The organism is Pseudomonas sp. Os17 (assembly GCF_001547895.1).
GTDB lineage: Bacteria > Pseudomonadota > Gammaproteobacteria > Pseudomonadales > Pseudomonadaceae > Aquipseudomonas.
Genome location: NZ_AP014627.1, coordinates 6867043 through 6885464, shown reverse-complemented (window position 1 = coordinate 6885464; position 18422 = coordinate 6867043). Strand labels below are relative to the sequence as shown.

Sequence of the window (18422 nt, the reverse complement as noted above, 5' to 3'; positions counted from 1 at the left end):
GAATCAACGTCTTACCCCGAATAAACACGACCAGCGGTATGTGCATAAGCTCTGTGGATAACCCCACTTGAGGTCGTTGCACAACTCGGGTCGAAACGCTGTGGGTAAGTCGCCTGTGGATAACTGCTCGTTCCACGCACAGGTTTTCCGATAGCGCAGCACAGGGAGGACACCGTTTCTCAACCGTGTTGTCATTCTCTGTACAGTACGGAATAGAAGGGCTGAAGCCAGTTATCCACAGAAGGTGCCGTCCCTAGCCTTTATAAGCTTTACAGAAAAGCTTTAAATACTTTCCTTCTTTATTTTTATATCTACCTGACCCTGGCTCACAACCCCGTCCCCGGACATACATAGATAAAGGAAAAGCTGGTTGGAAATTGACCTAGAGGCTTGCTTTCTCTAGAATCGCCGATCTCTTAAAACGGGGGCCATTCCGGCCCGTTGTGGACGAACCAGGTAACACGACATGAAACGTACTTTCCAACCAAGCACTATCAAACGCGCTCGTACCCACGGTTTCCGTGCTCGCATGGCTACCAAGAACGGTCGTGCCGTCCTGTCGCGTCGTCGCGCCAAAGGTCGTGCGCGTCTGGCAGTTTGATAATCCGGCACTGGAGGTGAGTCAGGACTTCAGTCGGGAAAAGCGTCTGCTTACACCCCGGCACTTCAAGGCGGTCTTTGACTCCCCTACCGGCAAGGTTCCGGGGAAAAATCTCCTGCTCCTTGCGCGCAACAACGACCTGGATCATCCCCGTCTGGGGCTCGTGATCGGGAAAAAGAGCGTAAAGCTCTCCGTTGAGCGCAATCGCCTCAAGCGTCTGATGCGCGAATCGTTTCGTCTCCACCAGGATTCACTGGTCGGATGGGATATCGTTATCGTCGCGCGCAAAGGTTTGGGCGATGTAGAAAACCCCGAATTGATTCAGCATTTCGGCAAGCTCTGGAAACGTCTGGCACGCAACAAGCCGGAACCAGCAGTCAAATCCGAAACTGTAGGGGTAGACAGTCCTGATGCGTAAACTGGCACTCGTTCCGATCCAGTTTTACCGCTATGCCATTAGTCCTCTGATGGCCAATCACTGTCGTTTCTACCCCAGTTGTTCCTGCTACGCGTTAGAAGCCATCGAAAATCATGGCCTTCTGCGCGGTGGCTGGCTGACCTTTCGTCGTTTAGGTCGCTGTCATCCGTGGAATCCCGGTGGTTATGACCCGGTTCCACCTATCCCTACCTCCCGTTCTTCTTCGATGGCCGAGTAATCATGGATATCAAACGCACGATCCTGATCGTCGCCCTGGCAATCGTGTCCTATGTCATGGTTCTTAAATGGAACCAGGATTATGGCCAGGCTGCCCTGCCGACTCAGAATGTTGCTTCCAGCACGACCACTCCGGGCTTGCCGGACACGCCAAATGGCACTTCCGCTGCCAACGACGATATTCCGCGCGCAGCAAGCGACACCACTGCACCGGCTGAAGCGCCCGTTGCTGCAAGCAAAGATCTCATTCAGATCAAAACGGATGTGCTCGACCTGGCTGTCGATCCACAAGGTGGGGATATCGCGCAACTGCGTCTGCCACTGTATCCACGTCGTCAAGACCACCCGGAAATCCCGTTCCAGCTGTTCGATAACGGCAACGAGCGGACTTACCTGGCGCAGAGCGGCCTGATTGGCAGCAGCGGCCCGGATGCCAACCCGGCCGGTCGCCCGATCTACTCGGCAGAAAAGAAAAGTTATCAACTGGCTGACGGTCAGGACCAATTGGTGGTCGACCTGAAGTTCAGCAAGGACGGCGTCCACTACATCAAGCGTTTCACCCTGAAACGTGGCCTGTATGACATCACCGTTTCCTACCTGATCGACAACGAAAGCGCACAACCTTGGACCGGTGCAATGTTTGCCCAGCTCAAGCGTGACGCCAGTTCCGATCCATCCTCCAGCACCGCCACCGGCACCGCGACTTACCTGGGCGCCGCCCTGTGGACAAGTTCCGAGCCGTACAAAAAAGTGTCCATGAAAGACATGGACAAGGTGAACGAGGATAAAACCAAGGCCCCGATCACTGAAAATGTTCAGGGTGGCTGGGTCGCTTGGCTGCAACACTACTTCGTGACCGCCTGGATTCCACCTAAGGGCGAAAACAACCAGGTTCTGGCGCGCAAGGACAGCAAAGGCAACTACATCATCGGCTACACCGGCCCTTCGATGACCGTTGCTCCAGGCGCCAAGGCCGAAACCAGCGCCATTCTGTACGCCGGTCCGAAAAGCCAGGCCGTGCTGAAAGAGTTGTCCCCAGGTCTGGAACTGACTGTCGACTACGGCTTCCTGTGGTTCATCGCCCAGCCGATCTTCTGGCTGCTGCAACATATCCACAGCCTGGTGGGTAACTGGGGCTGGTCGATCATCTTCCTGACCATGCTGATCAAGGGGATCTTCTTCCCACTGTCGGCTGCCAGCTACAAGTCGATGGCGCGCATGCGTGCCGTGGCTCCGAAACTGGCCGCGCTGAAGGAAAAATTCGGCGACGATCGTCAGAAAATGTCCCAGGCGATGATGGAGCTGTACAAGAAAGAGAAGATCAATCCGCTGGGCGGCTGCTTGCCGATCCTGGTGCAGATGCCGGTCTTCCTGTCCTTGTACTGGGTTCTCCTGGAAAGCGTGGAAATGCGCCAGGCGCCGTTCATGCTGTGGATTACCGACCTGTCGATCAAGGATCCGTTCTTCATCCTGCCGATCATCATGGGCGCCACCATGTTCATCCAGCAGCAGTTGAACCCGACACCTCCGGATCCGATGCAGGCCAAGGTGATGAAAATGATGCCAATCATCTTCACCTTCTTCTTCCTGTGGTTCCCGGCCGGTCTGGTGCTGTACTGGGTAGTGAACAACTGCCTGTCGATCGCTCAACAGTGGTACATCACTCGTAAGATCGAAGCGGCCACCAAGAAAGCGGCTGCCTGACCTACGCTGTGGATAACCACACAAGACGCCCCCTAGTGGGGCGTTTTGCTATCTGTCACTTTTGTCTGGATGTCGGGTTATGAATGTCCCTCGTGAAACCATCGCCGCCATCGCCACCGCCCAAGGCCGCGGCGGCGTGGGTATCGTAAGGATTTCCGGCCCCCTGGCGGGCATGGCGGCCAAGGCCATCAGCGGCCGTGAACTCAAGCCGCGGTTTGCCCATTACGGTCCGTTTCTCAGTGCTGGGGAAGAAGTTCTGGACGAGGGCATCGCCCTGTATTTTCCGGGGCCGAACTCCTTCACCGGGGAAGACGTCCTGGAACTGCAGGGCCATGGCGGCCCGATTGTTCTCGACATGCTGCTGCAGCGTTGCCTGGAACTGGGCTGCCGCCTGGCCCGGCCGGGAGAATTCAGTGAACGTGCATTCCTCAACGACAAGCTCGACCTGGCCCAGGCCGAAGCCATTGCCGACCTGATCGAAGCCAGTTCGGCACAGGCTGCGCGCAACGCCTTGCGTTCGTTGCAGGGGGCTTTCTCCCAGCGTGTGCATAACTTGACCGAGCAGCTGATCGCTTTGCGGATCTATGTCGAAGCGGCGATTGATTTTCCCGAGGAGGAAATCGATTTCCTCGCCGATGGCCATGTGTTGAGCATGCTCGATGCGGTGCGCGATGAGTTATCCACAGTACTGCGTGAAGCCGGGCAGGGCGCCTTGCTGCGTGACGGCATGACCGTGGTCATCGCCGGTCGTCCCAATGCCGGCAAATCCAGCCTGCTCAATGCCCTGGCCGGACGCGAGGCGGCAATCGTCACCGATATCGCCGGCACCACCCGGGACATCCTGCGCGAACATATCCACATCGATGGCATGCCACTGCATGTGGTGGATACTGCCGGCCTGCGGGATACCGAGGACCAGGTGGAAAAGATCGGTGTCGAACGGGCACTCAAGGCCATCAGCGAGGCCGACCGGGTGTTGCTGGTGGTGGACGCCACTGCGGCGGAAGCGGCGGACCCCTTCGCCCTGTGGCCGGAGTTTCTCGAGCAGCGGCCAGACCCGGCCAAGGTCACCCTGATTCGCAACAAGGCCGATCTGACCGGAGAACCCATCGCCCTGGAAACCTGTGATGACGGCCACGTCACCATCAGCCTCAGTGCCATGGCTGCCGGTAGCGGGCTCGAGCTGCTGCGCGACCACCTGAAAGCCTGCATGGGTTATGAACAGACGTCCGAAAGCAGTTTCAGCGCACGCCGTCGGCACCTGGAGGCACTGCGCTACGCCAGTGCCGCCCTGGAACATGGCCGGGCACAGCTGACCCTGGCCGGTGCCGGCGAACTGCTGGCCGAGGACCTGCGCCAGGCTCAGCAATCGCTGGGGGAAATCACCGGTGCCTTCAGTTCCGATGACCTGCTGGGGCGAATCTTCTCCAGTTTCTGCATCGGCAAGTAGAGACCCCCGCAAAGGGCTCCGGCAGAGGTTATCCACAGCCCTGCCGGTAGCGCTCGGATTTACTCCACTGACAGGTAGATTCGTGTCTGCAGCTGTGCGGGCGGGGTGGTGCGCGGATCGTTTACGTACTCTTCGAACATCGGAAAATTCCCCGGCGTCAGGCCACTGTCCGGCAGCCACTCGGAGAACATCCAGGCATAGGCTTTGCCCATCTCGTTGTAGGGGCCAACGTAATTCAGGATGGCGTAGCGCCCTTGAGGGATTTCGAACCTTTCCAGCGTTTCACCCAGATCGGCATCAGGCGCGACACAAACTCCGGCCAAGGAACGCAATTGCTCGGTCGGAACCTGCTCGGGATCGTTGAAATACACACCGAACCCGCAGGCTGTCGGGTGCATGAGCCCCTGGCTGGCGGCCAACATGAACACACGGGCGAACACCGGACCGATTTCCTGATAGGAACCCTGATGAGGCAATGCCGCCAGGACAACGCCGGGGAAATGTTCAACGGTAATGGGGTACATAGTTGACTCCTTGGGGTCGAAAGGACGGGAACGGGTTGCGCGATAACGCCCTGGTGGCAACCCGAAAATGCCAGAGAATGCCCGGTTGAAGGCTGCTCCCGATTCGTACCCGGCACGCAAGGCCACCTCGGCCAGGTCCTCTTGGGTACCTGCCAGCGCCGCGGCGGCCAGATGCATGCGCATCCGTTGCACCGTGGCGTTCAGCGTTTCTCCCATCATCGCGCGGTAAATGCGGTGAAAGTGGTAAGCCGACATACAGGCCAGGTCCGCCAGGTGGTACAGGTCCGGATCGCTGTTTGGATGGCTTGCCAGCCAACGCAGCACCGGCTCCATGCGCTGGCCGTAATGGATTCGGGTTGCAGGTTTCATAAGGCCTCCTTGGCACTCCACTGTAGCGACGGCAGATTTGCAGATTTTGCGATTTTTACCGACTCAGGGGAGAGCGACGTTACCTTTACCCCCCTCCCGCGCGTCAGCTGACCAAGCTGCGGTCTTGAGTAACAACCCTCTTGCGAAGATGGGGCATTTTTCCTTGTTTTTCTGCAAAAAACGGTCTTTTTTCCGTTTTTTAGTGAGTTTCCCAAGTGGTACCTGATTTGCATCCTGGTGGATGGACAGGTTTGTACACCAGAGGAAACGGTCCGGCATTCAAGGAATAGAAATGGCTAACGCGAATTCTGCATTGCACCGTGGCTTGAGTACCCGGCATATCCGCTTCATTGCGTTGGGTTCTGCCATCGGCACGGGCCTGTTCTACGGTTCGGCGGCGGCGATCCAACGGGCCGGCCCTTCGGTTCTGCTGGCCTACCTGATTGGCGGAGCGGCCATCTACCTGACCATGCGCGCCCTGGGCGAAATGGCGGTGAGGACACCGGTTTCCGGCTCCTTCGGACAATACGCCAGCACCTACCTGGGGCGTTTCCCGGGTTTCCTGACCGGCTGGAGCTACGCCTTCTCGATGCTCATGGTGTGCCTGGCGGATGTCACCGCCTTTGGCGTCTACATGGGCCTGTGGTTTCCCGAAACCCCCAGGTGGATCTGGGTACTGAGCATCGTCCTGGGGATCGGCGCCTTGAACCTGTGCAGCGTCCGGGTGTTCGGCGAGCTGGAGTTCTGGCTGTCGATGCTCAAGGTGGGCGCTATCGTGGCCATGATCGTCGGCGGTTTTACCCTGCTGTTCTTCGGCATCCAGCTCGGAGGCGAACAAAGCCGTGGGGGGCTGGGCAATCTCTGGGAATACGGCGGTTTTTTCCCGAATGGCGTCGAGGGCATGATCGCCTCCTTCACCATTGTCATGTTCGCTTTTGGCGGAATCGAAGTCATAGGCATCACTGCCGGCGAGGCCAAGGATCCGCAACGCATGATTCCCAAGGCCATCAACTCGGTGCCATTGCGGATCCTGATCTTCTACGTGCTCACCTTGCTGATCCTGTTGACGCTGGCCCCCTGGTCGAGCATCGGCAGCCATGGCAGCCCGTTCGTGCAGATCTTCAGCAGCCTGGGGATAGATTCGGCGGCCACGGTGCTGAACATCGTGGTGATTTCGGCGGTGGTGTCGGCCATCAACAGCGATATCTTCAGTGCCGGCCGCATGATGTACGGCATGGCCGCCATCGGTCAGGCGCCGGCGGTATTTGCCAAAACCTCACGCTTCGGCGTGCCCTGGATGACGGTGCTGGTGATGTCGATGGCGCTGCTGCTGGGAGTGCTCCTCAATTACTGGGTGCCGGAGCGACTGTTCCTGATCTTTGCTTCCCTGGTGACGTTTTCCGTGGTCTGGGTCTGGTTGATGATCCTGCTGTCGCAGATTGCCATGCGCCGGAGCCTGACAACCCGGGAAGTCCGCGAGCTGCAGTTTCCGGTGCCCCTGGGAATCGCCGGCCAGGCCTGCGCCGTGGTTTTCATGCTGTTCATCTTTGTCGTGCTGGGGGCTTTTGCCGACACACGCCTGGCGCTGTATGTGGGAGTGGGCTGGCTGGCACTGCTGTCGCTGGCCTACTGGATCTGGATCAGACCGGTCGCTGTGCACGGGGTTGTGACCGAGCCTGGCCTTGAAACTCATCAATAGGGACATGTCCATGCGAACATTCGAGTTGCCGCCTGCCACTGTGGAAGCCTTCCAGCGTGATGGGGCGGTGTGCATTCGCCAGTTGTTCAGCGCAGATGAAGTGGCGCTGTTGGAGCGGGGTATCGAACACAATCTGGCGCAACCCAGCGAGCGGGCCAAGGTCGCCAGCCAGCCCGACGATCCCGGCTGGTTTTTCGAGGACTTCTGCAACTGGCAAGAGAATCCCGATTATCGACGCTTCATCTTCGACAGCCGGGTTGGCCATGTGGCCGCGCAGTTGATGGGTTGTCCACAGGCTCGGCTGTATCACGACCATCTGCTGGTCAAGGAACCCAATACCCGGCAGCGCACTCCCTGGCATCAGGACCAGCCCTACTACAACGTCGAGGGGCGACAGAACTGCAGCATGTGGATGCCTGTGGACCCGGTTGCGCGGGAGTCGACCCTGGAGTTTGTCGCCGGTTCGCACCTGGGGCCCTGGCTGATGCCCCGAACCTTCCTGGATAACCAGGCCAAGTGGTTCCCCGAAGGCAGCCTCGCGGATCTTCCGGACATCGAGGCCAATCGAGGCGCATGGAACATTCTTGGCTGGGACCTGCAGCCCGGGGATGCGGTGTTTTTCCACATGCTGACCTTGCATGCTGCCGGTGGTGTCGGTGGCGATCGGCGACGACGTGCCTTCTCCCTGCGCTTTCTGGGGGAGGACATGCGACACGCCCCCAGGCCCTGGCGCACGTCACCGGAGTTTCCTGGGCTGGCCTCGCAACTGCCGGCCGGGGCGCCGATGGAACATGAACTCTTTCCTTGCCTATGGACGGAGCGGTCGGGGTTTTAAGCCGTTGTGGCCCGCGGCAGAATCGGAATCAGCTGATAGGCATACAACCAAACCCCGACCAGCATGCGCGATCGCTGCCTCAAATGGATGGAAGGTGTTTATGCGCTTTTTTAGCTATCTCGCGGTACTCGGTCTGAGCCTTGTCTGCCAAGGCACCTGGGCTCAGCTTTCTTCGAATCAGGCCCCTGCGCCAGAACAGGTGGCCACGTCTGTCACCGCAGAAACTGAAGTCGCCCCTCTCGACGATGGAAGAGTGGCTGGGCCGTCTGCATCCGCCGATAGAGCAGTGGACGCGCCGGTGAGCGAAGCGACCCCAAGCGGCACCAGGCAGTATTGGGCACTGCTGGTGGTTGTGCTGCTGGGATTGAGCTGGTGGGTCCAGGGGCGCTTGGTCAAACGGCCCGAGTAATACCGCTTATCCACAGACAGGCTCCTGCGGCCTGTCTGTTTCTGCTCCCTCTCTGATAACCATTGAATGCGCTGCAAGCCAGAGCCGTGTCCAGATGACCCCGGGCACGGCTTTTTTCTGTGGATTAAGCCCTGTGAATAACTGCCCTCCAGCTCGGTTGATAACCGGGCTTCAAAACTGAGGAAAAACCGCTCTGTGGATAACCACCCCATTCATCCACAGGTTTAAACCGCTTATCCAAGGGCCTCCTGGCCACCTAACCACAGAGTTTAAAACCTCTGTACATATTGAATATGAAGGGCTGTAGCGATCTATCCACAGAAAGGCATGTGCATAAGAATAAACATAAAAACAAGGATTTAATAAATTTCTCTCTTTTAATTTCTATTGACCGTGATTCATCCACAGCTGGTTAAATTTTGTGCAAAGGGTTCTTTAGGAAGGGCTAAGTCCCTATACTTGCCGCCTTGGTCCAAAAACCAACCCGACAACTACTCCTAATTACTCCTACTTGAAGCAGGCACGAGGTGCGTGGTGGATTTCCCTTCCCGTTTTGAAGTGATCGTCATCGGCGGCGGTCATGCCGGTACCGAGGCAGCACTTGCATCAGCACGCATGGGGGCCAAAACCCTGTTGCTGACGCATAACGTGGAAACCCTCGGAGCAATGAGCTGCAACCCCGCGATTGGCGGGATCGGCAAAAGCCATCTGGTCAAGGAGATCGATGCCCTCGGCGGCGCGATGGCCATGGCTACCGATAAAGGTGGTATTCAGTTTCGTGTGTTGAACAGCCGCAAAGGCCCAGCCGTGCGCGCAACCCGCGCCCAGGCCGACCGCGTTCTGTACAAGGCCGCGGTGCGCGAGATTCTCGAGAACCAGCCCAACCTGTGGATATTTCAACAAGCCGCTGATGACCTGATCGTGGAACAGGATCAGGTGCGGGGCGTGGTCACCCAGATGGGACTGCGCTTCTTCGCCGAGTCCGTGGTACTGACCACCGGAACCTTCCTCGGCGGACTTATCCACATTGGCATGCAGAACTACTCCGGCGGCCGGGCGGGTGATCCGCCCTCTATCGCCCTCGCACAACGTCTGCGGGAGTTGCCACTGCGGGTCGGCCGCTTGAAAACCGGTACTCCGCCACGCATCGATGGCCGATCTGTGGATTTCTCGGTCATGACCGAACAGCCTGGGGATACACCGATTCCGGTGATGTCGTTCCTCGGCTCGAAAGAACAGCATCCGCAACAGGTCAGTTGCTGGATTACCCACACCAACGCCCGCACCCACGAGATCATCGCCTCGAACCTCGATCGTTCGCCGATGTACTCCGGCGTGATCGAAGGCATTGGCCCGCGTTACTGCCCGTCGATCGAAGACAAGATCCATCGTTTTGCCGACAAGGAAAGCCATCAGGTGTTTATCGAACCTGAAGGCCTGACCACTCATGAGCTGTACCCGAACGGGATATCCACATCCCTGCCGTTCGACGTGCAGTTGCAGATCGTGCAATCGATCCGCGGCATGGAAAATGCCCATATCGTGCGTCCCGGCTATGCCATCGAATACGACTACTTCGATCCCCGCGACCTCAAGTACAGCCTGGAAACCAAGGTGATCGGCGGTCTGTTCTTCGCCGGCCAGATCAACGGCACCACCGGTTATGAAGAGGCCGGTGCCCAAGGTCTGCTGGCCGGGGCCAACGCCGCCTTGCGCGCCAAGGGCAAAGACAGCTGGTGCCCGCGTCGCGATGAGGCCTACATCGGTGTGCTGGTCGATGACCTGATTACCCTGGGTACCCAGGAACCGTACCGGATGTTCACTTCCCGGGCCGAATACCGCTTGATTCTGCGGGAAGACAACGCCGATCTGCGCCTGACCGAGAAGGGCCGCGAACTGGGGCTGGTGGATGACGTGCGCTGGGCGGCGTTCTGCAAGAAACGCGAAGGCATTGCCCAGGAAGAGCAACGCCTGAAGTCCACTTGGGTCCGTCCGGGCACCGAACAGGGCGATGCGATCGCCCAGAAATTCGGCACGCCGCTGACTCATGAGTACAACCTGTTGAATCTGCTGAGCCGTCCGGAAATCGACTACGCTGGTCTGGTCGAAGTGACCGGGCAGGGCGCTGAAGATCCACAAGTGGCCGAACAGGTCGAAATCAAGACCAAGTACGCCGGCTACATCGATCGTCAGCAGGACGAAATTGCCCGTCTGCGCGCCAGTGAAGACACCAAACTGCCTGTGGATATCGATTACACCGGCATTTCCGGACTGTCGAAGGAAATCCAGAGCAAGCTCGGCGCGACCCGTCCGGAAACCCTGGGCCAGGCGTCGCGGATCCCGGGCGTTACCCCGGCGGCCATTTCCCTGTTGATGATTCACCTGAAAAAACGCGGCGCCGGCCGTCAGTTGGAGCAAAGCGCTTGAGTTCAATGGTCACCTCGCAACACGCGGACGAGTTATCCACAGGTGCACGCCAGCTCGGTGTCAATCTGAGCGCAACCCAGCACGAACTGCTGCTGGGTTACCTGGCCCTGTTGATCAAGTGGAACAAGGCTTACAACCTGACCGCGGTACGCGATCCCGACGAAATGGTCTCTCGTCACTTGCTCGATAGCCTGAGCGTGATGTCGTTCATCGAAAACGGTCGCTGGCTGGATGTCGGTAGCGGCGGCGGGATGCCCGGTATCCCTCTGGCGATCCTGTTTCCCGAGTCGCAAGTCACCTGTCTGGACAGCAACGGCAAGAAAACCCGCTTTCTGACTCAGGTCAAACTCGAACTCAAGCTGGATAACCTGCAAGTTATCCACAGCCGGGTCGAAGCCTTCACCCCTGAATTGCCGTTCAACGGGATCATTTCCCGGGCATTCAGCAGCATGGAGAACTTCACCAGCTGGACCCGCCACCTGGGCGACCGCGATACACGCTGGCTGGCAATGAAGGGCGTCCATCCCTCTGATGAGCTGTTAGCATTGCCGGCAGACTTCCACCTCGATAGCGAACACGCCTTGGCCGTACCCGGTTGCCAAGGCCAACGCCATCTGCTGATACTGCGCCGCACGGCATGATTGGGAACACAAGCAAGAATGGCTAAGGTATTCGCGATAGCGAACCAGAAAGGTGGCGTGGGCAAGACCACCACCTGCATCAACCTCGCAGCATCCCTGGTAGCGACCAAGCGCCGGGTGCTGTTGATCGATCTTGATCCACAGGGCAACGCCACCATGGGTAGCGGTGTGGATAAACATGGTTTGGAAAACTCGGTCTATGACCTGCTGATCGGCGAATGCGACCTGGCCCAGGCCATGCACTTCTCCGAGCACGGCGGTTATCAACTGCTGCCGGCCAACCGCGACCTGACCGCGGCGGAAGTGGTTCTGCTGGAAATGCAGATGAAGGAAAGCCGTCTGCGCAGCGCCCTGGCGCCGATCCGCGAGAACTACGACTACATTCTGATCGACTGCCCGCCGTCGCTGTCGATGCTAACCCTCAACGCGCTGGTGGCCGCCGATGGGGTCATTATCCCCATGCAGTGCGAGTACTACGCGCTGGAAGGCTTGAGCGACCTTGTGGATAACATCAAGCGCATCGCTGAACTGCTCAATCCGCAACTCAAGATCGAAGGCTTGCTGCGGACCATGTTCGATCCGCGGCTGAGCCTGATGAACGATGTTTCCGCACAGCTCAAGGAACACTTCGGTGATCAGCTGTACGACACCGTGATTCCGCGCAACATCCGTTTGGCCGAGGCGCCGAGCTACGGCATGCCGGCATTGGCGTACGACAAACAATCCCGTGGCGCGCTGGCCTATCTGGCCCTGGCGGGCGAGATGGTTCGCCGGCAACGTAAACAATCCCGCGCCGCAGCCGCCCAGCCAACTTAAGGAATCCCCATGGCCGTCAAGAAACGTGGTCTCGGACGTGGACTGGATGCACTGTTGAGTGGTCCGACTGTCAGCGCCCTTGAAGAACAAGCGGTGCAGGCCGACCAGCGCGAGTTGCAGCACCTGCCCCTGGACCTGATCCAGCGCGGCAAGTACCAGCCGCGCCGGGACATGGATCCTCAGGCGCTGGAAGAACTGGCGAACTCCATCAGGACCCAGGGCGTGATGCAGCCGATCGTGGTGCGCCCTATCGGTGGTGGTCGTTTCGAGATCATCGCCGGCGAACGCCGCTGGCGTGCCAGCCAGCAGGCTGGCCAGGAAACCATCCCGGCGATGGTTCGCGATGTGCCGGATGAAACCGCCATCGCCATGGCGTTGATCGAGAACATCCAGCGCGAAGACCTCAATCCCATCGAGGAAGCGGTGGCCCTGCAGCGTCTGCAGCAGGAGTTCCAACTGACCCAGCAGCAGGTCGCCGAGGCCGTGGGCAAGTCCCGCGTCAGCGTGGCCAACCTGCTGCGCCTGATTGCCTTGCCTGAGGTGATCAAGACCATGCTGTCCCACGGCGACCTGGAAATGGGTCATGCCCGGGCCTTGCTCGGATTGCCGGAAAATCAACAGGTTGAAGGGGCGCGACACGTTGTCGCACGAGGCCTCACCGTACGCCAGACCGAAGCCCTGGTTCGCCAGTGGCTGAGTGGAAAACAGGAGCCTGCTGAACCGGTCAAGCCAGACCCGGATATCGCCCGTCTCGAGCAACGCCTGGCCGAGCGCCTAGGCTCTGCGGTGCAGATCCGCCACGGAAAGAAGGGCAAGGGACAGTTGGTGATCGGCTACAACTCCCTGGACGAGCTGCAAGGTGTCCTTGCCCACATCCGCTGAAACATTTCCTTATGTAGCGTGCAGTCGGAAATCACTACCCGGCAGTTGAATAGGGGCTGAACCGCCCCTATACTCTGCGCGCATTTTGTCGGCACAAATTATGCCAAGTTATTGAATTCTGGCAGCCGACCCTTGAGGAGCAAGAGCGATGGAAACCCGCACGCCAAACCGCTTGCCGTTTCATCGCTTGGCGGTTTTTCCGGTGTTACTGGCTCAGTTGGTCATTCTACTGATAGCCGCTCTGGCGCTCTGGCAATGGCGTGGAGTCGTAGCCGGATACTCAGGCCTTTGCGGAGGACTGATAGCCTTGCTACCCAATGTGTATTTCGCTCACAGGGCATTTCGGTTTTCCGGCGCCCGAGCGGCCCAAGCCATCGTCCGGTCTTTTTATGCCGGTGAGGCGGGCAAACTGATTTTGACGGCTGTGCTGTTTGCACTGACGTTCGCAGGTGTGAAGCCATTGGCGCCGCTGGCTGTATTCGGCGTCTTCGTGCTGACCCAACTGGTCAGCTGGTTCGCTCCCCTGCTAATGAGAACAAGACTTTCGAGACCTTAGGGCGTTTGAGGCAACCATGTCAGCAGAAACAACCGCTTCGGGCTATATCCAGCACCACTTGCAGAACCTGACCTTCGGTCAGCTACCCAATGGGAGCTGGGGCTTTGCCCACTCCGCAGCAGAAGCCAAGCAAATGGGCTTCTGGGCATTCCACGTCGATACCCTCGGCTGGTCTGTCGCACTGGGTGTGATCTTCATTCTTCTGTTCCGCATGGCGGCCAAGAAGGCGACTTCCGGCGTGCCGGGCGCTTTGCAGAACTTCGTAGAAGTCATGGTTGGCTTCGTCGATGGCAGCGTGAAGGACAGTTTCCATGGTCGCAGCCCGGTGATCGCACCGCTGGCACTGACCATTTTCGTCTGGGTGTTCCTGATGAACGCCATCGACCTGGTACCGGTGGACTGGATTCCACAACTGGCCATGTTGATCTCGGGCGATCCGCACATTCCATTCCGTGCTGTGTCCACCACTGACCCGAACGCCACCCTGGGCATGGCCCTGTCGGTGTTCGCGCTGATCATTTTCTACAGCATCAAGGTCAAGGGTTTCGGCGGCTTCATCGGCGAACTGACCCTGCATCCGTTCGGCAGCAAGAACATCCTGGTTCAGGCGCTGCTGATTCCGGTGAACTTCCTGCTGGAGTTCGTGACCCTGGTAGCCAAGCCTATCTCTCTGGCACTGCGTCTGTTCGGCAACATGTATGCCGGCGAACTGGTGTTCATCCTGATCGCTGTGATGTTCGGCAGCGGCCTGCTGTGGCTCAGCGGCATGGGTGTGGTTCTGCAATGGGCGTGGGCTGTGTTCCACATCCTGATCATCACCCTGCAGGCCTTTATCTTCATGATGCTGACCATCGTCTACCTGTCGATGGCACACGAAGAGAACCATTAAGACCAGTCTCGACTAGTCTGATGTCCCTCTCGTTGCGGCGAGAGGGGGCCCTTCTCGGGCTTGATGAAACGATTTGTTTTACCGCTTTAATCTAAAAAACCTAAACCATACGACGTAAAAGTCGGGAGGAAAGATGGAAACTGTAGTTGGTCTAACCGCTATCGCTGTTGCACTGTTGATCGGCCTGGGCGCACTGGGTACCGCAATTGGTTTCGGCCTGCTGGGCGGCAAGTTCCTGGAAGGCGCTGCGCGTCAACCAGAAATGGTTCCAATGCTGCAAGTTAAAATGTTCATCGTTGCCGGTCTGCTCGACGCCGTAACCATGATCGGTGTTGGTATCGCTCTGTTCTTCACCTTCGCAAACCCCTTCGTTGGTCAACTCGCTGGCTAATCACTCGAGTATTCGAGTTGATTGGTGTGACGGACAACGAACGAGCGAGGTGTTGGCGTGAACATTAATGCAACCCTGATTGGCCAGTCCGTTGCGTTCTTAATTTTTGTATTGTTCTGCATGAAGTTCATTTGGCCTCCGGTCATTGCTGCTTTGCACGAACGTCAAAAGAAGATCGCGGATGGACTGGACGCTGCCAGCCGAGCAGCTCGTGACCTGGAACTGGCCCAAGACAAAGCGGGTCAGCAACTGCGCGAAGCTAAAGCTCAGGCAGCTGAAATCATTGAGCAAGCCAAGAAGCGCGGTTCTCAGATCGTCGACGAAGCCCGTGAACAGGCTCGTGTCGAAGCTGAACGTGTGAAGGCTCAGGCTCAGGCCGAGATCGAACAGGAACTGAACGGTGTCAAAGACGCGCTGCGTGCCCAATTGGGTAGCCTGGCAGTCAACGGCGCAGAGAAGATCCTGGGTGCCACAATCGATCAAAACGCGCACGCAGAGCTGGTTAACAAACTGGCTGCTGAAATTTAAGCGAGGGCGATCATGGCAGAACTGACCACGTTGGCCCGACCTTACGCTAAGGCGGCCTTCGAGCACGCTCAGGCCCACCAGCAGCTGGCCTCTTGGTCAGCCATGCTCGGCCTGGCTGCAGCGGTGTCACAAGATGACACCATGCAGCGCGTGCTTAAGGCCCCGCGACTGACGAGCGCAGAAAAGGCCAACACTTTTATCGAAGTGTGTGGCGACAAGTTTGATGCACAGGCACAGAATTTCATTCATGTTGCCGCCGAAAACGACCGTCTCCTGCTGTTGCCGGAGATTTCCGCTCTGTTCGACCTGTACAAGGCCGAGCAAGAGAAATCGGTGGATGTGGATGTGACCAGTGCGTTCGCATTGAACCAAGAACAGCAAGACAAACTCGCCAAGGTTCTCAGTGCACGGCTCGGCCGGGAAGTGCGACTGCACGCTGCGGAGGATGCCAGCCTTATTGGTGGTGTCGTAATCCGCGCCGGCGACCTGGTTATCGATGGCTCGATTCGCGGCAAACTCGCGAACCTTGCCGAAGCATTGAAATCTTGAGTTTGAAGGGGCAGCAGAGCAATGCAGCAACTCAATCCTTCCGAAATAAGTGAAATTATCAAGGGCCGCATCGACAAGCTCGATGTGACCTCCCAAGCCCGTAACGAAGGCACTGTCGTCAGCGTATCTGACGGCATCGTGCGGATTCACGGTCTGGCCGACGTTATGTACGGCGAGATGATCGAGTTTCCGGGCGGCGTCTACGGTATGGCCCTCAACCTTGAGCAAGATTCTGTAGGTGCCGTAGTACTGGGCGCATACACCACTCTGGCTGAAGGCATGAGCGCCAAGTGCACCGGCCGCATCCTCGAAGTTCCGGTTGGTAAGGAACTGCTGGGTCGCGTAGTCGACGCACTGGGTAACCCAGTTGACGGCAAAGGTCCGCTGAACAACACCGAGACCGACGCGGTCGAGAAAGTTGCTCCAGGCGTGATCTGGCGTAAGTCGGTAGACCAGCCTGTACAGACTGGCTACAAGGCTGTCGATGCCATGATCCCAGTCGGCCGTGGCCAGCGTGAGCTGATCATCGGTGACCGTCAGATCGGTAAGACCGCTCTGGCGATCGACGCGATCATCAACCAGAAAGACAGCGGCATTTTCTGCGTATACGTAGCGATCGGTCAGAAGCAATCGACCATCGCCAACGTGGTTCGCAAGCTGGAAGAAAACGGCGCTCTGGCCAACACCATCATCGTGGCGGCCAGTGCTTCGGAATCGGCTGCACTGCAATTCCTGGCACCGTACTCCGGTTGCACCATGGGCGAATACTTCCGCGACCGCGGTGAAGACGCGCTGATCGTTTATGACGATCTGTCCAAGCAAGCAGTGGCTTACCGCCAGATTTCCCTGCTGCTGCGCCGTCCACCAGGCCGTGAAGCCTACCCAGGTGACGTGTTCTATCTCCACTCCCGTCTGCTGGAGCGCGCATCCCGCGTTTCCGAAGAGTACGTAGAGAAGTTCACCAACGGCGCAGTGACTGGCAAGACCGGTTCCCTGACCGCTCTGCCGATCATCGAAACCCAGGCTGGCGACGTTTCCGCGTTCGTTCCGACCAACGTGATCTCCATCACCGACGGTCAGATCTTCCTGGAATCGGCCATGTTCAACTCGGGCATCCGTCCTGCTGTGAACGCCGGTGTTTCGGTATCCCGTGTGGGTGGTGCCGCTCAGACCAAGATCATCAAGAAGCTGTCCGGTGGTATCCGTACCGCTCTGGCTCAGTACCGTGAACTGGCGGCATTCGCCCAGTTCGCTTCTGACCTGGACGAAGCGACCCGTAAGCAACTTGAGCATGGTCAGCGCGTTACCGAGCTGATGAAGCAGAAGCAATATGCGCCGATGTCCATCGCCGACATGTCCTTGTCCCTGTACGCCGCTGAACGTGGCTTCCTGACGGACGTCGAGATTGCCAAAGTTGGTAGCTTCGAACAGGCCATGATTGCTTACTTCAACCGCGATCACGCCGACCTGATGGCGAAGATCAACGTGAAGGGTGACTTCAACGACGAAATCGACGCTGGCCTGAAAGCCGGTATCGAGAAGTTCAAAGCCACCCAAACCTGGTAAGCCGCAGCGGGAGCCGCAAGGCTCCCGCTTGCTAACCTGATAGGTGTTACATGGCAGGCGCAAAAGAGATTCGCAGTAAGATTGCGAGCATCAAAAGCACGCAAAAAATTACCAGCGCCATGGAAAAAGTGGCGGTCAGCAAAATGCGCAAGGCACAAATGCGCATGGCTGCTAGCCGTCCTTATGCGGAGCGCATCCGCCAGGTTATTGGTCATCTGGCCAACGCCAACCCGGAATATCGTCACCCGTTCATGATCGACCGTGCTATCAAGCGCGTCGGTTATATCGTGGTGAGCAGTGACCGTGGTCTGTGTGGTGGCTTGAACACCAACCTGTTCAAGGCCCTGGTCAAGGACATGGCGGTAAACCGCGAACAAGGCGTCGAGATCGATCTGTGTGTGGTCGGTAGCAAGGGTGCGGCCTTCTTCCGCAACTTCGGCGGTAACGTCGTTGCAGCTATCAGCCATCTGGGTGAAGAGCCGTCGATCAACGATCTGATCGGCAGCGTCAAGGTGATGCTGGATGCGTACCTGGAAGGCCGGATTGACCGCCTGTCCGTGGTATCCAACAAGTTCATCAACACCATGACTCAGCAGCCGACCGTGGAGCAGTTGATTCCACTGGAGGCAACCCCGGATCAAGAACTCAAGCACCACTGGGACTATCTCTACGAACCGGATGCCAAGGAGCTGCTGGACGGCTTGATGGTCCGTTACGTGGAGTCGCAGGTCTACCAGGCGGTGGTCGAGAACAACGCAGCTGAACAAGCCGCGCGGATGATCGCAATGAAGAACGCTACCGACAACGCCGGTGACTTGATCAGCGATTTGCAGCTGATCTACAACAAGGCGCGTCAGGCTGCGATCACCCAAGAGATCTCGGAAATCGTCGGCGGCGCTGCCGCGGTTTAACGGTTCAAATATTCAGAGGA

The 18422-nt window shown here is 58.1% G+C and carries 19 protein-coding genes; 18 read left to right on the top strand and 1 reads right to left on the bottom strand.

All coding sequences use genetic code 11. From position 1 onward, the window contains the following. Positions 1 to 466: 466 nt before the first annotated feature. The 5 genes from rpmH (at position 467) to mnmE (ending at position 4410) form a co-directional block, all read left to right on the top strand. A complete protein-coding gene (gene rpmH, locus POS17_RS31420) occupies positions 467 to 601 on the top strand; it encodes a 50S ribosomal protein L34 (RefSeq protein ID WP_003213577.1) in 135 nt (44 codons plus the stop codon). A gap of 16 nt (positions 602 to 617) precedes the next feature. Next, positions 618 to 1019, top strand: a complete 402-nt coding sequence (gene rnpA / locus POS17_RS31415) for a ribonuclease P protein component (protein ID WP_197662869.1) — start codon at positions 618 to 620, stop codon at positions 1017 to 1019. Continuing rightward, the gene (gene yidD / locus POS17_RS31410; RefSeq protein WP_003213574.1) at positions 1012 to 1257 is read left to right on the top strand and encodes a membrane protein insertion efficiency factor YidD; all 246 of its coding nucleotides are present in this window, start codon (positions 1012 to 1014) and stop codon (positions 1255 to 1257) included. The genes rnpA and yidD overlap by 8 nt, the downstream gene beginning before the upstream one ends. A 2-nt stretch (positions 1258 to 1259) precedes the next feature. Next, positions 1260 to 2960, top strand: a complete 1701-nt coding sequence (yidC, locus tag POS17_RS30630; RefSeq protein ID WP_060841853.1) for a membrane protein insertase YidC — start codon at positions 1260 to 1262, stop codon at positions 2958 to 2960. 79 nt (positions 2961 to 3039) lie between these two features. Next, on the top strand, positions 3040 to 4410 hold the full coding sequence (mnmE, locus tag POS17_RS30625) for a tRNA uridine-5-carboxymethylaminomethyl(34) synthesis GTPase MnmE (RefSeq protein ID WP_060841852.1): 1371 nt from the start codon (positions 3040 to 3042) through the stop codon (positions 4408 to 4410). A 59-nt stretch (positions 4411 to 4469) separates the two neighbouring features. Here the strand turns inward: mnmE and POS17_RS30620 are convergent, their stop codons facing one another. After that, the gene (locus tag POS17_RS30620; RefSeq protein ID WP_060841851.1) at positions 4470 to 5303 is read right to left on the bottom strand and encodes an AraC family transcriptional regulator; all 834 of its coding nucleotides are present in this window, start codon (positions 5301 to 5303) and stop codon (positions 4470 to 4472) included. A 292-nt stretch (positions 5304 to 5595) separates the two neighbouring features. On the opposite strand from POS17_RS30620, the gene POS17_RS30615 reads away from it, so the two are divergent. From POS17_RS30615 to atpG, 13 genes are all read left to right on the top strand, one after another. Next, on the top strand, positions 5596 to 7002 hold the full coding sequence (locus tag POS17_RS30615; protein ID WP_060841850.1) for an amino acid permease: 1407 nt from the start codon (positions 5596 to 5598) through the stop codon (positions 7000 to 7002). A gap of 10 nt (positions 7003 to 7012) precedes the next feature. Further along, entirely contained in the window at positions 7013 to 7837 is an 825-nt protein-coding gene (locus POS17_RS30610; RefSeq protein WP_060841849.1) for a phytanoyl-CoA dioxygenase family protein, read from the top strand. Positions 7838 to 8780: 943 nt separating this feature from the next. Next, the gene (gene mnmG, locus POS17_RS30600; RefSeq protein ID WP_060841847.1) at positions 8781 to 10673 is read left to right on the top strand and encodes a tRNA uridine-5-carboxymethylaminomethyl(34) synthesis enzyme MnmG; all 1893 of its coding nucleotides are present in this window, start codon (positions 8781 to 8783) and stop codon (positions 10671 to 10673) included. Between the two features lie 5 nt (positions 10674 to 10678). Continuing rightward, on the top strand, positions 10679 to 11314 hold the full coding sequence (gene rsmG / locus POS17_RS30595; protein WP_173655969.1) for a 16S rRNA (guanine(527)-N(7))-methyltransferase RsmG: 636 nt from the start codon (positions 10679 to 10681) through the stop codon (positions 11312 to 11314). Between the two features lie 18 nt (positions 11315 to 11332). Further along, the gene (locus POS17_RS30590) at positions 11333 to 12130 is read left to right on the top strand and encodes a ParA family protein (protein ID WP_060841845.1); all 798 of its coding nucleotides are present in this window, start codon (positions 11333 to 11335) and stop codon (positions 12128 to 12130) included. Between the two features lie 9 nt (positions 12131 to 12139). Further along, entirely contained in the window at positions 12140 to 13012 is an 873-nt protein-coding gene (locus POS17_RS30585; RefSeq protein WP_047306723.1) for a ParB/RepB/Spo0J family partition protein, read from the top strand. A gap of 148 nt (positions 13013 to 13160) precedes the next feature. Continuing rightward, on the top strand, positions 13161 to 13568 hold the full coding sequence (locus POS17_RS30580; RefSeq protein ID WP_016964883.1) for a F0F1 ATP synthase subunit I: 408 nt from the start codon (positions 13161 to 13163) through the stop codon (positions 13566 to 13568). Between the two features lie 16 nt (positions 13569 to 13584). Further along, positions 13585 to 14457 (top strand): F0F1 ATP synthase subunit A, encoded by an 873-nt coding sequence (gene atpB, locus POS17_RS30575; protein ID WP_060841844.1) that lies wholly within the window; start codon positions 13585 to 13587, stop codon positions 14455 to 14457. Positions 14458 to 14590: 133 nt separating this feature from the next. After that, positions 14591 to 14848 (top strand): F0F1 ATP synthase subunit C, encoded by a 258-nt coding sequence (gene atpE / locus POS17_RS31405; RefSeq protein WP_002555987.1) that lies wholly within the window; start codon positions 14591 to 14593, stop codon positions 14846 to 14848. Positions 14849 to 14905: 57 nt separating this feature from the next. Next, on the top strand, positions 14906 to 15376 hold the full coding sequence (locus POS17_RS30565; protein ID WP_011064385.1) for a F0F1 ATP synthase subunit B: 471 nt from the start codon (positions 14906 to 14908) through the stop codon (positions 15374 to 15376). Between the two features lie 12 nt (positions 15377 to 15388). Then, positions 15389 to 15925, top strand: a complete 537-nt coding sequence (locus POS17_RS30560; RefSeq protein ID WP_016964878.1) for a F0F1 ATP synthase subunit delta — start codon at positions 15389 to 15391, stop codon at positions 15923 to 15925. Positions 15926 to 15946: 21 nt separating this feature from the next. Beyond that, positions 15947 to 17491 carry a F0F1 ATP synthase subunit alpha gene (atpA, locus tag POS17_RS30555; RefSeq protein WP_016964879.1) on the top strand — a complete coding sequence of 515 codons (1545 nt, stop codon included), beginning with the start codon at positions 15947 to 15949 and terminating at the stop codon, positions 17489 to 17491. Positions 17492 to 17541: 50 nt separating this feature from the next. Beyond that, the gene (atpG, locus tag POS17_RS30550; protein WP_016964880.1) at positions 17542 to 18402 is read left to right on the top strand and encodes a F0F1 ATP synthase subunit gamma; all 861 of its coding nucleotides are present in this window, start codon (positions 17542 to 17544) and stop codon (positions 18400 to 18402) included. The last annotated feature ends 20 nt before the right edge of the window (positions 18403 to 18422 follow it).

Bases quoted from the DNA above. Each gene is read 5' to 3' on its own strand.
- rpmH (WP_003213577.1), top strand. From the start codon at position 467: ATGAAACGTACTTTCCAACCAAGCACTATCAAACGCGCTCGTACCCAC.
- yidD (WP_003213574.1), top strand. From the start codon at position 1,012: ATGCGTAAACTGGCACTCGTTCCGATCCAGTTTTACCGCTATGCCATT.
- yidC (WP_060841853.1), top strand. From the start codon at position 1,260: ATGGATATCAAACGCACGATCCTGATCGTCGCCCTGGCAATCGTGTCC.
- mnmE (WP_060841852.1), top strand. From the start codon at position 3,040: ATGAATGTCCCTCGTGAAACCATCGCCGCCATCGCCACCGCCCAAGGC.
- POS17_RS30620 (WP_060841851.1), bottom strand. From the start codon at position 5,303: ATGAAACCTGCAACCCGAATCCATTACGGCCAGCGCATGGAGCCGGTG.
- POS17_RS30615 (WP_060841850.1), top strand. From the start codon at position 5,596: ATGGCTAACGCGAATTCTGCATTGCACCGTGGCTTGAGTACCCGGCAT.
- POS17_RS30610 (WP_060841849.1), top strand. From the start codon at position 7,013: ATGCGAACATTCGAGTTGCCGCCTGCCACTGTGGAAGCCTTCCAGCGT.
- rsmG (WP_173655969.1), top strand. From the start codon at position 10,679: ATGGTCACCTCGCAACACGCGGACGAGTTATCCACAGGTGCACGCCAG.
- POS17_RS30590 (WP_060841845.1), top strand. From the start codon at position 11,333: ATGGCTAAGGTATTCGCGATAGCGAACCAGAAAGGTGGCGTGGGCAAG.
- POS17_RS30585 (WP_047306723.1), top strand. From the start codon at position 12,140: ATGGCCGTCAAGAAACGTGGTCTCGGACGTGGACTGGATGCACTGTTG.
- POS17_RS30580 (WP_016964883.1), top strand. From the start codon at position 13,161: ATGGAAACCCGCACGCCAAACCGCTTGCCGTTTCATCGCTTGGCGGTT.
- atpB (WP_060841844.1), top strand. From the start codon at position 13,585: ATGTCAGCAGAAACAACCGCTTCGGGCTATATCCAGCACCACTTGCAG.
- atpE (WP_002555987.1), top strand. From the start codon at position 14,591: ATGGAAACTGTAGTTGGTCTAACCGCTATCGCTGTTGCACTGTTGATC.
- POS17_RS30560 (WP_016964878.1), top strand. From the start codon at position 15,389: ATGGCAGAACTGACCACGTTGGCCCGACCTTACGCTAAGGCGGCCTTC.
- atpA (WP_016964879.1), top strand. From the start codon at position 15,947: ATGCAGCAACTCAATCCTTCCGAAATAAGTGAAATTATCAAGGGCCGC.
- atpG (WP_016964880.1), top strand. From the start codon at position 17,542: ATGGCAGGCGCAAAAGAGATTCGCAGTAAGATTGCGAGCATCAAAAGC.